This window comes from Listeria cossartiae subsp. cayugensis (genome assembly GCF_014229095.1).
Lineage (GTDB): Bacteria > Bacillota > Bacilli > Lactobacillales > Listeriaceae > Listeria > Listeria cayugensis.
Genome location: NZ_JAARZC010000001.1, coordinates 18,042 through 32,899, shown reverse-complemented (window position 1 = coordinate 32,899; position 14,858 = coordinate 18,042). Strand labels below are relative to the sequence as shown.

Here is a 14,858-nt window from a genome sequence, read left to right as displayed (position 1 = left end):
CTCTTCCTTTTTTCTCGCACCAGACCCATCTTAGCCGAATGTGTGACAATAAGTTGAACTTTCTTTTTTTAATTTTGAGGAATTTGTTTCTTATGGGAATTTGGAAAAAAACAGCCAAGCAACATTATTTGCTGCTTAGCTGTTTTTTCGCCCAATGGTTGAACCAATAAAGAACTTGCGATAAATAGATGAATAAAATTATTAATGAAATAAATAGTAATAACATACCATAACTACTTTTTACAATGAAGAGTTGTATTAATATGCAGATTGGTAGAACTGCCGCAAAATCTAAAGCCATGATTAGATAGTACCTTTTCCTTGGCTTTTCCTCTAAATCAGCCATTTTTGCAATATATGGTTTTCTGCCAAAAACAAAGATTACTAAAACTGCAAGAGTGATAAAAGTGATAGCACCCGGAATTACATTCATTACTATATCCAAATATAAATGCTTCTGGAGAATTTCATCTATGTAATTAGAAGCATATTGATAACTTGGCCCATATGCTTCTAGATATTCCAACAATTCTAGTGGCTTTTTTGTTGATGTGTTGATAAAAATGTTACTGATTCTAGGATTGTCCGCATTTGATACGATTTCATTTAACTTCTCTGAGCTATTATGGTCTACTTTTACTGCCCCATATTGTTGCGCTTCATCTGAAAATGACATTGCTGCTACAGTAGAGTCCACTATTCCAACAATTTTATATAAATTACCTTTGATATCTATTTGTTTGCCCAGTAGATTTTCTATATCTGTGTCAATATGATAAAACTTTTCTAATTGCTTTATCGATGGAGCAACTTCATTTTTATTATCTTTAGGCAAACGTCCTTTGATTAAGTTACTTTTAGCAACAACAAAAGCAGCTTCATAATTGGGAGAACTTGAAATTATTTCTGGAAGTGCTAATACTTCCATCTTTGAAAAGTCCTCTGCTAATTCATTTAAATAATTTTGATCTACCACATATAATTCTTCTACATAAGGTTTGTCGCTTAGTTCTATCAGTTCATTCGGTGTGAGATAATTCGGTTCTTGAAATTTTTCTTTAATTTCTTTTTCTGTCATTACTGTATCAAAGTAGGATGCATGATTTTCAAACATATCAAGGAGCTCCATGCTATAATCGCTCATTGGTTTTTCTGCCGCAGGATCAAGTCTATAAATATTTTTTGCAATCGAAAAAGTAAGGCATGTTGATAATAAAACAATAACAATCAACATCACTAAATGGAATTTTGATTTTAATTGTACTTTCATTCCTATGTCGCCTCTCTATGCTGTATTATAAGTTCTTTCGCCGAATTATAGCATAGCGTAGCACCTGATACAACAGCATTTTAGGAATAAAACAAATATTTTCTAATTGTTCTGGAAATTTGTAAACTAGTTAAACTTTTAGATTTAAAAACAGCCCCGCCAAAGCGAGACTGCACTCTACCTATTAATCTAAATCTTCACCATTTGTTTCAATTACTTTTTTATACCAGAAGAATGAATCTTTGCGGGAGCGTTCTAATGTTCCTTTGCCCCAGTCATCTTGGTCTACGTAGATGAAGCCGTAACGTTTGGACATTTCGCTTGTGGAGGCACTTACTAGGTCGATTGGACCCCAGCTTGTGTAACCCATTAAATCTACGCCGTCAGCAAGTGCTTCTTTCATTTGTTCGATATGTTTGCGCAAGTAGTCAATGCGGTAATCGTCATGGATTTTGCCATCTTCTTCTACTGTATCATAAGCACCTAAGCCATTTTCCACGATGAAAAGTGGTAATTCGTAGCGGCTATAAAGATCATTTAGTGTCCAGCGTAAGCCTTTAGGGTCAATTTGCCAACCCCAATCGGACGACTCCAAGTATTCATTTTTCACGCCACCCATTAAGTTTCCGGCAGAGCGGTCGCCTTCTGGGCTAGCTGTTGCGGATAGGGACATGTAGTAGCTGAATGAAATGAAATCAACAGTGTGTGCTTTTAAGATTTCGTCATCGCCAACTTCTTTTACGATGTGGATGTCGTTTTCTTGGAAGAAACGGTTCATGAAGCTTGGATATTCACCGCGAGCATGTACGTCTGTGAAAAATAGATTTTGTTGGTTTTCGTATTGTGCTTTTAGGATGTCATCTGGATTGTTAGTCGCAGGATAAGTCGCCATACGAGCTAACATACACCCAACTTGTGATCCAGGAATAATTTCATGCGCCAATTTTGTTGCAAGAGCACTGGCTACGAATTGGTGATGTCCTGCTTGATAAGAAAGTTCAAGTGGATTCTTCGCGTCTTCTAAAAGCACACCCCCACCAGTATATGCGCTAAGTGAAATAACATTGATTTCGTTAAAAGTTAGCCAATATTTCACTTTGTTTTTATAACGTTTGAAAACTGTTTCAGCGTAGTTCGTGAAAAATCCGATAACGCGACGATCAGCCCAGCCGTTGTATTTTAAAGTTAGATTTAATGGTGTTTCATAGTGAGAAAGCGTTACAAGTGGCTCAATGTCATATTTTAATAATTCATCAAATACTTTATCATAAAATTCAAGCCCTTTTTCATTTGGCTCTTTGTCATCACCGTTCGGGAAAATACGCGCCCAGTTTAGTGATAAACGGAACGTTTTAAAGCCCATTTCGGCAAATAATGCAATGTCTTCTTTATAATGGTGATAAAAATCTACGCCCTCACGTTTAGGGAATCTGCCTTCTACTTTCCCTGCAATAATTGCTTCGATTTCTGCCTTAGATACGTCTAGTGCGTGATCTCGTGTGCGTTCTTCTTTTGGAATGAATTTGACCATATCTGCTGTGGAAAGGCCTTTCCCATCTAAATCGTAAGCGCCTTCAACTTGGTTCGCAGCAGTTGCTCCACCCCATAAAAATCCTTTTGGAAATTGTTTTTTCACTTCAGTCATTTCGTTCGCCCCTTCCGGCTAATTTCTTCTACTTTTTTAGTCTACTCTGTGTAATGCATTACAGGTCAAGCAGAAATTTTCTTTAATAATAAAAGGGCTTCGGGAACATCGGCCAGGTCCCAAACTGGGATAACAAATGGTGGTGCAACAAGGGGCTGGCGTTCTTCTTGCAAACAGACTTCTGAATTTTGCAGCCAAATTGCGTGGATTCCCGCACGATTCGCGCCAATAATGTCACTTTCAAATGTATTTCCGACCATGACTGCTTCCGTTTTATCAATTTGCAGTTCATTTAAGGTGAAGTCGAAAATTGTTTTGTCAGGCTTTTCCATTTTCCCTGGTTGAAGTTCGGAATTAGAGGCGTAAATGAAGTCAAAATAATCGATGATGCCAAAATTGGTTAAGACGCGTTTAATTACTTCCGTGTCACTAGTTGCGGTATTGCTAAGAATGGCTTGTTTGAATCCGAGTTGTTTTACTTTTTCGAGCGTTTCTTTGGCGTCTTTCCGTAGCACTACTTCGGGGTACGTATCGAGAGGGTGATGGTCGTATCTTGTGTTTGGTATAGTGTTTAATGTTTCGCCCATATCCCAAATAACATGTGTAATCAAATCACTTCACTCCTTTTATATGAGTATAACAAAAAAAGCCAAGTGTACGCGAATCGCACACTTGGCTTTGTAAGATTAAATATTTGTGATTTCGTCAGTTACTTCAGCTGTTTCCTTGATAACTTCGGATTTCAGTTTGCGGTAACGACCAATACCTGTACCAGCTGGAACAAGTTTACCTAGGATAACATTTTCTTTAAGTCCTAGAAGTTCGTCACGTTTACCTTTGATTGCAGCATCTGTCAAGACACGAGTTGTTTCTTGGAATGATGCGGCAGACAAGAAGGAATCAGTTTCAAGGGAAGCTTTTGTAATCCCTAGAAGAACTGGACGACCTGTTGCTGGTTGGCTACCACTTAAGATAGCTTCACGGTTGGCTTCAGTAAACGTATGAATATCCATTAATGTACCTGGTAAGATGTTTGTATCACCAGTATCCATTACGCGGATTTTACGTAACATTTGACGAACCATTACTTCAACGTGTTTATCGCCAATTTCTACCCCTTGCATACGGTAAACTTTTTGTACTTCTGCAAGTAGATATTCTTGAACGGATAATACGTCGCGAACACGAATCAAGGCTTTAGGATCCACAGAACCTTCAGTTAGAGCTTCCCCACGTTCTACGATAGTTCCTTCTTCTACACGCAAGCGAGCAGTGTAAGGAATGTTGTAAGAACGGCGGTCATCTGTACCTTGGATAGTGATTTCTTGTTGACGATCACGACCTTCTTCGATAGAAACAACTTCACCGCCAACTTCAGTGATGATAGCTTGCCCTTTCGGATTACGTGCTTCAAAGATTTCTTGAATACGTGGAAGACCTTGCGTGATATCGTCTCCGGCAACCCCACCTGTATGGAAAGTACGCATAGTAAGCTGAGTTCCTGGTTCCCCGATAGATTGGGCAGCGATGATACCAACTGCTTCTCCAACTTCGACTTCTGTACCAGTTGCCAAGTTTTTACCATAACATTTTTTACATACGCCGTGTTTTGTATTACATGTGAATGCAGAACGAATAGTTACTTCTTCAATGCCAGCGTCAACGATTTGAGTGGCAATTGCTTCTGTAATTAAGTCATTTTCACGTGCAATAACTTCTTTTGTTTCTGGGTGACGAATTGTTTTACGAGAATAACGACCTTCCAGACGTTCTTCAAGTGGTTCGATGATTTCAGTACCTTCACGAATAGCCTTAATTGTAAGACCGCGGTCAGTGCCACAATCGTCTTCACGAATGATAACATCTTGAGCCACGTCAACAAGACGACGAGTAAGGTAACCGGAATCGGCTGTTTTAAGGGCTGTATCGGTAAGACCTTTACGCGCACCATGGGTAGAAATGAAGTACTCTAAGACCGTTAAACCTTCACGGAAGTTAGATGTAATCGGCAATTCTACGATACGTCCGGATGGGTCAGCCATCAGTCCACGCATACCAGCAAGCTGTGTAAAGTTGGAGATGTTACCACGAGCTCCGGAATCTTGCATCATGAAGATTGGGTTTAAGCGGTCCAAACTCAAGATCAGTTTTCCTTGAATTTCGTCTTTGGCAGCATTCCATACACCGATAACGCGTTCGTATCTTTCATCATCTGTAATCAAACCGCGACGGAATGATTTAGTGATTTTTTCAACAGTATCATGTGCTTTTTCAAGAATTTCATGTTTTTCTTCAAGTGTTAAGATATCCGCAATACCTACTGTCATGCCGGCCTTAGTCGAGATTTTGAAACCAAGATCTTTCATACGGTCAAGCATTTTTGAAGTTTCGGTAATATGGAATTTCTTGAAGACTTCCGCGATAATGTTACCGAGGATTTTCTTCTTGAATGGATCGATTAGTTCTTGTGCAGCAATATGCGCGCGAACGTCTGTTGTAGTATCAACGAAATATTTAGCTGGTGTTTCGATTTCTAAGTTGAATTTCGTTGGTTCATTAATATAAGGGAACGATTTTGGTAAGATTGTGTTGAAAATCAGTTTACCAACAGTCGTAATTAATAATTGGTTGCGTTGTTCATCAGTGAAACGTTCATTTGGAATCGAACCAGCAAATACAGCAATACGAGAATGCAAGTGTACATAGCCGTTTTGATACGCAAGTTGTGCTTCATTGATATCTTTGAAGATAGTACCTTCACCGACAGCATTTTCACGTTCTAAAGTAAGGTAGTAGTTACCTAGCACCATATCTTGGGAAGGTGTTACAACTGGTTTACCATCTTTAGGGTTCAAAATGTTTTGAGCTGCAAGCATTAAAATACGTGCTTCTGCTTGTGCTTCTGCGGATAAAGGAACGTGAACCGCCATTTGGTCACCATCAAAGTCAGCGTTGTAAGCTGTACATACAAGAGGGTGAAGACGGATTGCGCGACCTTCAACTAGAGTTGGTTCAAATGCTTGAATACCAAGTCTGTGAAGCGTAGGCGCCCGGTTAAGTAATACCGGATGTTCACGAATAACTTCTTCTAATACGTCCCAGATTTCTGGAGCCATACGTTCGATTTTACGTTTAGCACTCTTAATGTTATGCGCTAAGCCGCGTCCAACTAGTTCTTTCATAACAAATGGTTTGAATAATTCAAGCGCCATTTCTTTTGGAAGACCACATTGGTACATTTTTAAGTTAGGTCCAACTACGATAACGGAACGACCAGAATAATCGACACGTTTACCTAGTAAGTTTTGACGGAAACGACCTTGTTTCCCTTTAAGCATATGAGAAAGGGATTTAAGCGGACGGTTACCTGGACCTGTTACTGGACGACCACGACGACCGTTGTCAATTAAAGCATCGACAGCTTCTTGTAGCATCCGTTTTTCATTTTGCACGATAATGTTTGGTGCACCTAGATCAAGTAGGCGTTTCAAACGGTTGTTCCGGTTGATTACCCGACGATATAAGTCATTCAAATCACTTGTTGCAAAACGGCCACCTTCAAGTTGTACCATTGGACGAATTTCTGGTGGAATAACTGGTAGCACGTCAAGTACCATCCAGCTTGGGTTGTTGCCGGAATTACGGAAAGCTTCCATAACTTCCAAACGACGGATCGCACGAGTACGACGTTGACCTTGTGCGGATTTCAGTTCTTCTTTTAAATCATTTGTTTCTTTTTCTAAGTCGATATCAGCTAAGATTTTTTTGATAGCTTCTGCGCCCATACCAGCTGAGAAACCTTTACCATATTTTTCGCGGTAAACGCGGTATTCACGTTCAGATAAAAGTTGTTTCTTTTCAAGCGGAGTATCGCCTGGTTCTGTAACCACGTAGGATGCAAAGTAGATAATTTCTTCTAATGCACGTGGGGACATATCCATAACAAGACCCATACGGCTTGGAATTCCTTTGAAGTACCAGATGTGAGAAACAGGAGCTGCGAGTTCAATATGGCCCATACGTTCACGACGGACTTTTGATTTCGTTACTTCTACTCCACAACGGTCACAAACTACGCCTTTATAGCGAACACGTTTGTATTTACCACAAGAACATTCCCAGTCTTTCATTGGTCCAAAAATTCTTTCACAGAATAAGCCGTCACGTTCAGGTTTAAGCGTTCTGTAGTTGATGGTTTCAGGTTTTTTTACTTCACCATGAGACCATGAACGAATTTTATCTGGAGATGCCAGACCGATTTTCATATACTCAAAATTATTAACATCTAACAAGTGCCCAACCTCCTAAATTAGTTTGGAGCATTCGCTTTAGGAAGCGCTTGGGGATTCCCGCACACTTCCCAGACTTTTCAGGTAAAGTCTTAGCGATCGCTTAATTTTATATTTTGCAAAAAACAAATCATTGTTTCTTATTGTTTTGGAGTCTCAATTATCGAACCGAATTACTCAGTCTTTTCAGCGGCTGCATTTTCCGGTTGTACGATATTGAAGGCATCATTTTGATTAGTAAAGTCGTCATCATCCATGTCACGCATCTCGATTTCTTCTTCGTCTGCGGAAAGCATTTTAACGTCCATTCCAAGACTTTGAAGCTCTTTGATGAGTACTTTGAAGGATTCTGGCACACCAGGTTCTGGAACGCTTTCGCCTTTAACAATCGCTTCGTAAGTTTTCACACGACCAACCACGTCATCGGATTTAATCGTTAGGATTTCTTGAAGAGTATAAGCGGCACCATATGCTTCAAGTGCCCATACTTCCATTTCCCCAAAACGTTGTCCACCAAATTGTGCTTTACCACCAAGCGGTTGTTGCGTTACTAGAGAGTAAGGTCCAGTTGAACGCGCATGAAGTTTATCATCAACCATGTGGGCAAGTTTGATCATGTACATTACGCCGACAGAGATACGGTTATCGAATGCTTCACCAGAACGTCCGTCATAAAGAATTGTTTTCGCATCGCGGGCCATACCGGCTTCTTCCACTGTGCTCCAAACGTCTTCTTCATTCGCACCATCAAATACTGGTGTTGCAACGTGAATTCCTAAAGCACGAGCAGCCATACCTAAGTGTAGCTCAAGTACTTGTCCGATATTCATACGAGATGGTACCCCTAGTGGGTTAAGCATGATATCAACAGGTGTTCCGTCTGGCATAAATGGCATATCTTCTTCAGGTAAAATACGGGAGATAACCCCTTTGTTACCGTGACGTCCGGCCATTTTATCGCCTTCGTGGATTTTACGTTTTTGTACAATATAAACACGTACTAATTGGTTTACACCAGGTGGTAGTTCGTCGCCAGCTTCACGTGTAAAGATCTTCACGTCAAGCACGATTCCGCCGCCGCCATGAGGTACACGTAATGAAGTATCGCGAACTTCACGTGCTTTTTCACCAAAGATAGCGTGTAATAAACGTTCTTCTGCAGTTAATTCAGTAACTCCTTTTGGTGTTACTTTACCAACTAGAAGGTCGTTGTCTTTTACTTCCGCACCGACACGGATAATTCCACGTTCGTCAAGATCACGTAAAGCGTCTTCCCCAACATTCGGAATATCACGAGTCATTTCTTCAGGTCCGAGTTTTGTATCACGAGCTTCTGATTCGAATTCTTCAATATGAATCGAAGTATAAACGTCATCTTTTACAAGACGTTCACTCATGATGATCGCATCCTCGTAGTTATAACCATCCCAAGTCATGAACGCAACTAGTACGTTACGACCAAGAGCAAGTTCACCGGAATCCATCGATGGACCGTTACCAAGGATTTCTCCTTTAACAACGCGGTCTCCTTCTGCTACGTTTGGACGTTGGTTATAACAAGTACCTTGGTTAGAACGAACAAATTTACGTAAAGTATATTTATCGATTCCGCCAGTTACTTCTTTGCCATCCACTAGAGATACACGACGAACCCAGATTTCGCGAGCTTCAACGTGTTCTACAATACCGTCATGTTTGGCAGTTACAGCAGCACCAGAGTCTTTTGCAGATACGTGTTCCATACCTGTTCCAACAAATGGAGCTTCAGGGTGCATAAGAGGAACTGCTTGACGTTGCATGTTCGCTCCCATTAGCGCACGGTTACTATCATCGTTTTCAAGGAACGGAATACATGCTGTCGCAACAGATACAACCTGTTTAGGTGATACATCCATGTAGTCAATACGTTCTTTTTCTACCGCTAAGTTTTCTGAACGGAAACGAGCCATAACTTCTTCTTCTGTGAAAGTACCTTGTTCGTCTAATTTCGAGTTCGCTTGCGCTACTACGTAATTATCCTCTTCATCCGCAGTTAGATAATCAATCTTATCTGTAACACGGTTTGTTTCAGGATCTACGCGGCGGTAAGGTGTTTCGATAAAGCCGAATTTATTTACTTTCGCAAAGGAAGAAAGGGAGTTAATCAAACCAATGTTTGGTCCCTCTGGCGTTTCAATCGGACACATACGGCCATAGTGAGAGTAATGCACGTCACGTACTTCATAACCAGCACGTTCACGCGTCAAACCACCAGGTCCAAGCGCTGAAAGACGACGTTTATGCGTAAGTTCGCCAAGTGGATTTGTTTGATCCATGAACTGTGATAACTGCGAGCTACCAAAGAATTCTTTGATAGATGCAACTACTGGGCGAATATTAATCAATTGTTGTGGTGTAATTGTAGTCATATCTTGAATAGACATACGTTCACGAACCACACGTTCCATACGGGATAAACCGATACGGAATTGGTTTTGTAAAAGTTCACCAACAGAACGAAGACGACGATTACCTAGGTGATCGATGTCATCTGTATCGCCAACACCATGTAGCAAGTTGAAGAAGTAGCTAATGGATGAAATAATATCAGAAGGCGTGATGTGTTTTACATTTTCTTCGATATACGCGTTACCAATGATGTTGATTTCTTTTTCGTCATCATTTGGTGCGTAGATTTTAATAGATTGAACGAGTACGCTATCTTCCATAACTCCATCAGTTGGACGAAGTGTGCGGAAACCTACACCGTTTTCTAAATTAGGAATAATTTGATCTAAATTACGACGATCCAAAATATCACCTTTAGAAGCAATAATTTCACCAGTTTCTGGATCCACTAAAGTTTCTGCTAATGTTTGGTTGAATAGACGGTTTTTCAGATGTAATTTTTTGTTGATTTTATAACGTCCAACGCTTGCAAGATCATAGCGTTTTGGATCAAAGAAACGAGAAACTAGTAAGCTTCTAGCGTTATCAACTGTTGGGGGTTCACCCGGACGTAATCTTTCATAAATTTCTAAAAGTGCTTTTTCAGCATTGTCAGTATTGTCTTTCTCAAGCGTGTTGCGCAAGTAGTCATTGTCCCCGATTAAATCAATAATTTCTTGATCGGAACCAAAGCCAAGTGCACGAAGTAAAACAGTTACTGGTAATTTACGTGTACGGTCAATACGAACGTGTACAACGTCTTTAGCATCTGTTTCATACTCAAGCCAAGCCCCACGGTTAGGGATGACAGTAGAACCAAAGCCTTTTTTACCATTTTTGTCTAGTTTTCCATTGAAGTAAACCCCTGGAGAACGAACTAATTGGGAAACGATAACACGTTCTGCCCCATTAATAATGAACGTACCCATTTCAGTCATTAGTGGGAAATCACCCATAAATACTTCTTGGTCTTTTACTTCGCCGGTTTCTTTGTTGATTAGGCGCAACTTCACGCGCAGTGGAGCCGCATAGTTTGCATCACGGTTCTTAGATTCTTCTACCGAATATTTCGGCTCTCCAAGATCGTAATCAATGAATTCTAAAGATAAATTACCCGCAAAATCCTCAATTGGCGAAATATCGCGGAACATCTCACGTAGCCCTTCATCTAAGAACCATTGGTAAGAAGCTGTTTGAATCTCAATTAAGTTTGGTAATTCAAGTACTTCACTGATTCGCGCAAAACTTCTACGCGTACGATGCCGTCCATATTTTACATCATGTCCTGAATGTCCTGACAAACTATTCACCCCTCAAATTAATTAAAAAATTTATAAGCACACCGACTTCACTTTTAGGCACAAAAACAGTGGAACCCCCCGCACCCGATGTTTAAGTTAAATCGTTCAAAAGCAAGTACTTCCATACCCCTTCATCAGCCTTAAACATCGTTCATCAAAAGTTTCCTGCTACCTCGTGTACATCTGATTCGCATAGTCGCAATCAGATAAAACCTAGTTGGAAATCAAGTGGAACTTCAAAAAGAAAAAATTGCTGCTTTAGACAAAAAGAAAGCGGATTTCATCATATATTTCTGAAAACCACGTCCATGTTTATTTATAGCACCAAAAACCGCGCAAACGCTTCATTTTTCATCATATTTTGAAATAAAATGCAGCGCAAAAAAACGGTATAGATTCTTTTGGCATTATACTATAATACAACATCTCTATGCCTATGTCAAATATTTTTCTAGAAAAAGAAGAAGCGGCATGTTATAATATTTGCCGCTTCTTTTTGATTACGCTTTGAAGTTGTATAAAGGTTTAATTATCTCTTGAATTTCCATTGTATCTTCTACATCAGCAAGTAATTGTTTGGCTGATTTGTAAGCTTTTGGCGCTTCATCGATTGTTTTTTTCGAAACCGAAGTAGTCCAAACATCTTTCATTGCCGCCTGATAACTTTCCAAACTGATTTGCGCTTTTGCTTTGGAGCGACTTAGCATTCTTCCTGCTCCGTGTGGCGCCGAGTAATTCCAATCAGCATTCCCTTTACCAGTTGCAAGAATACTACCATCACGCATATTAAGTGGAACGATAATTTGTTCACCAAGTTGCGCAGATGTCGCACCTTTTCTAAGCATGTTGTTTTCGATATCAATGTAATTATGCACACAGTCAAATGCAGAAACGACCGCTTTATCCCATTTCATCGCTTTTAAAATTATTTGCGCCATGACATAGCGGTTACGTGCCGCAAATTTTTGGGCGATTTCCATATCATTTAAATAATTTTTTAAATCTACACCAGTAACATAAGATAAATCGTAATCCAACTTCACTTGTTCGCGCTCACCATTTAATTGGTTGGCCATTTCTAAATCGCCATGCTTTTTCGCATCCGTTGCACCTATTTTTAACTCTTTGCGCAACTTATCTAATTTTTTATACGCTACTTCTTGATGGTACTCCGCGATTTCTTTACCAAGCACCCGACTCCCGCTATGAATCACAAGATAAATCCCATCCGAACCTTGGTTTATCTCAATAAAATGATTTCCGCCACCAAGCGTCCCAACACTTCTCGCGGCCCAGCCGTAGTTAATCGGCGCAATCACACCATCTAAGTCAAAATCATCAACAGGCTTATCGTGCGTCTTACTCCCCGAAGGAACTCGTTCGCGAATGACTTTATCAAGTTTATCAAAATCCATTTTCAATTTACCAGGTTTCAATTTCACTACGTACAATCCGCAGCCAATGTCTACTCCAACTAGATTCGGTACAATTTTATCTTGAATCGTCATCGTCGTCCCAATTACACAACCTTTACCGCCGTGCGTGTCTGGCATTATCCGAATCTTACTGTCTTTCGTAAACGGCTGATTGCATAATGTAATAATTTGTCCAATCGTATTATCATCTACGTTGTCCGTAAAAACTGTCGCTTCGTTATATTGTCCTTTTAATGTTAGCATTTCTATTCCTCATTTTCTGTTTAATAGAGAAATGGAAACCCATTCCTCTTCCTAGCTAGTTAAATTACTCAGTTCTCCTTCAATCATTTGACTCACTTCTTTCCCGTTTATTTTTTGGTATAAAAAAAGCCCCTCAATCAAGAAAGATTGAAGGACGTGACTTTTAACGAACGATACCTCGAAAAGGCGCGGGTTTAATATGCGCGAACGTTAAAGAACTACCTATTATCTTTAATCTTGATTGGTTGTTTTTTTCTAATTCCCCGCTCAGTTTAAGCATATCCCTCAGTCCTTTCTCAATAAAATGTAGTTCTATATTAACACGTTTCCGCGCTTCGTACAACTTAGTTTTTAACGCTTTTGAAAATGAAATAGCCTTTATCTTTTGCGACTGTCTCCACATTGCCGAAAACTTCTTCCATTTTCTTTTCAGCGGACGGACCGCCTTGTTTCTTTTGAATAACAATCCAAAGTTCCCCGTTTTCTTGCAGGTGATCGTAAGCACCTTCTAAAATCGCGTGAACTATCTTTTTCCCTGCACGAATTGGCGGATTACTAATAATCGCTTGGTAATCGTTTGCAGTTACATTGTCATAAACCGAACTCTCATAGATATGCGTATTCGTAATTTTATTGATTTCCGCATTTTCTTTCGCGAGTTCCAGTGCGCGCAAATTAACGTCCACCATTTCAATTTGGCTATCAGGGAGCGCTTTCGCTACCGTTAACCCCATCGGACCATAGCCGCAACCCACATCCAAAATTTTCCCTATTTTCGTTTCTAACTCAAAAGATTCAATCAATAATTTCGAACCAAAATCGACCGTGTTTTTGGAAAACACGCCATTGTCACTTGTAAAACTCATATTAAAACGTTTTAACATCACTTGCCATGTTTTTCGGTTGTGTTTAATTGTTTCGTCGTTTGTGTAGTAATGATTGTTAGTCAAGAACCGCACCTTCCTTTCGTATCTCTAGCTATTTTAGCATAAAATCCCCTTCTAAAGTAGCGTTAACGAAAGAAAAACAGGCGCTTTGTATAGATCAACAGACATTACTTCTAATTCAGATTTTGATATAAATTTAATTGCCATATATAACCCCTCAGAAAACTAATCCATCTCTTTATACTAGCTTGTAATACCAATAAAAAAAGCCTTCTAAAGGATTAATCCCTCATTCGAAAGCACTCAATTACTAAAAATAAATAAAGACCTTAGATAACTAGAATCTAAGGTCTTCAAGTTAATTATTTAACTTCTACGTTAGCGCCAACTTCTTCAAGTTTAGCTTTGATTTCTTCAGCTTCGTCTTTAGCAACGCCTTCTTTAAGAGCTTTAGGAGCGTTGTCAACTAATTCTTTAGCTTCTTTTAAGCCAAGACCAGTGATTTCACGAACCACTTTGATTACTTTGATTTTAGAATCTCCAGCAGAAGCTAGTTCTACAGTGAATTCAGTTTGCTCAGCAGCACCGCCACCAGCAGCAGCTACAGCTACAGGAGCAGCAGCAGTTACGCCAAATTCTTCTTCGATTGCTTTTACTAAATCGTTAAGTTCTAATACAGATGCTTCTTTTACGGAAGCAATGATTTCTTCAATGTTTAAAGCCATTTTGAAATTCCTCCAATAATATAATTTTTTCGGATTTAACCGAGATTTGTTTGTAGGGTTTCCCCTGGGTAGAACAGATTATGCTTCTTGTCCTTCTTTTTGGTCAGCAACAGCTTTAGTAGCGATAGCAAGACCGCGAACTGGAGCTTGAAGTACGTTGCAAAGCATAGATAGCAATCCTTCGCGTGATGGAAGTGTTGCAAGTGCTTTAATTTCTTCAAGAGAAGCAACTTTACCTTCAATAACACCGGCTTTGATTTCTAGTGCTTCATGATCTTTAGCGAAATCGTTAAGGATTTTCGCAGGCGCAACTACGTCTTCATTACTGAATGCGATTGCGTTAGGACCAGTTAGAGCTCCTTCTAAACCTTCATAACCGTTAGCTTCAACAGCACGGCGAGTTAGTGAGTTTTTGTAAACTTTAAACTCAATACCAGCATCACGCAATTGTTTACGTAGATCAGTGATTTCGCCAACGTTTAAGCCGCGGTAATCAACAATTACTGTAGACGCACTAGCTGATAATTTTGTTTTAATTTCTTCTACTGCACTTTGTTTAGCTTCAAGAACTTTACTCATTTTTCCACCTCCGTCCAACAATTAAATCTAATTAAACAGACACAAGTTCCGTTTGA

At 39.7% G+C, this 14,858-nt stretch carries 9 protein-coding genes and 1 other annotated feature (1 of these 10 only partly in view); all 9 genes read right to left on the bottom strand.

Annotated features, from left to right (window positions below; all coding sequences use genetic code 11):
- Window positions 1–124 precede the first annotated feature (124 nt).
- Window positions 125–1,270: a hypothetical protein gene (locus HCB49_RS00150; RefSeq protein WP_185603685.1), complete on the bottom strand. Its 1,146-nt coding sequence runs from the start codon at window positions 1,268–1,270 to the stop codon at window positions 125–127.
- 184 nt (window positions 1,271–1,454) lie between these two features.
- Window positions 1,455–2,915: a glycoside hydrolase family 1 protein gene (locus tag HCB49_RS00145; RefSeq protein ID WP_185603683.1), complete on the bottom strand. Its 1,461-nt coding sequence runs from the start codon at window positions 2,913–2,915 to the stop codon at window positions 1,455–1,457.
- A gap of 65 nt (window positions 2,916–2,980) precedes the next feature.
- Entirely contained in the window at window positions 2,981–3,526 is a 546-nt protein-coding gene (locus HCB49_RS00140) for an HAD family hydrolase (protein ID WP_185557029.1), read from the bottom strand.
- 75 nt (window positions 3,527–3,601) lie between these two features.
- A complete protein-coding gene (gene rpoC, locus HCB49_RS00135) occupies window positions 3,602–7,207 on the bottom strand; it encodes a DNA-directed RNA polymerase subunit beta' (protein WP_149049082.1) in 3,606 nt (1,201 codons plus the stop codon).
- A gap of 170 nt (window positions 7,208–7,377) precedes the next feature.
- Entirely contained in the window at window positions 7,378–10,932 is a 3,555-nt protein-coding gene (gene rpoB, locus HCB49_RS00130; RefSeq protein WP_003729181.1) for a DNA-directed RNA polymerase subunit beta, read from the bottom strand.
- 500 nt (window positions 10,933–11,432) lie between these two features.
- Entirely contained in the window at window positions 11,433–12,611 is a 1,179-nt protein-coding gene (locus HCB49_RS00125) for an RtcB family protein (protein WP_185603681.1), read from the bottom strand.
- A 344-nt stretch (window positions 12,612–12,955) separates the two neighbouring features.
- Window positions 12,956–13,561: a class I SAM-dependent methyltransferase gene (locus HCB49_RS00120; RefSeq protein ID WP_185603680.1), complete on the bottom strand. Its 606-nt coding sequence runs from the start codon at window positions 13,559–13,561 to the stop codon at window positions 12,956–12,958.
- A 299-nt stretch (window positions 13,562–13,860) separates the two neighbouring features.
- Window positions 13,861–14,223 carry a 50S ribosomal protein L7/L12 gene (rplL, locus tag HCB49_RS00115; RefSeq protein WP_003729189.1) on the bottom strand — a complete coding sequence of 121 codons (363 nt, stop codon included), beginning with the start codon at window positions 14,221–14,223 and terminating at the stop codon, window positions 13,861–13,863.
- A 78-nt stretch (window positions 14,224–14,301) separates the two neighbouring features.
- A complete protein-coding gene (gene rplJ, locus HCB49_RS00110) occupies window positions 14,302–14,802 on the bottom strand; it encodes a 50S ribosomal protein L10 (protein ID WP_003732833.1) in 501 nt (166 codons plus the stop codon).
- Window positions 14,803–14,857: 55 nt separating this feature from the next.
- Window position 14,858: a sequence feature (ribosomal protein L10 leader region), on the bottom strand; it runs 144 nt beyond the window's last position.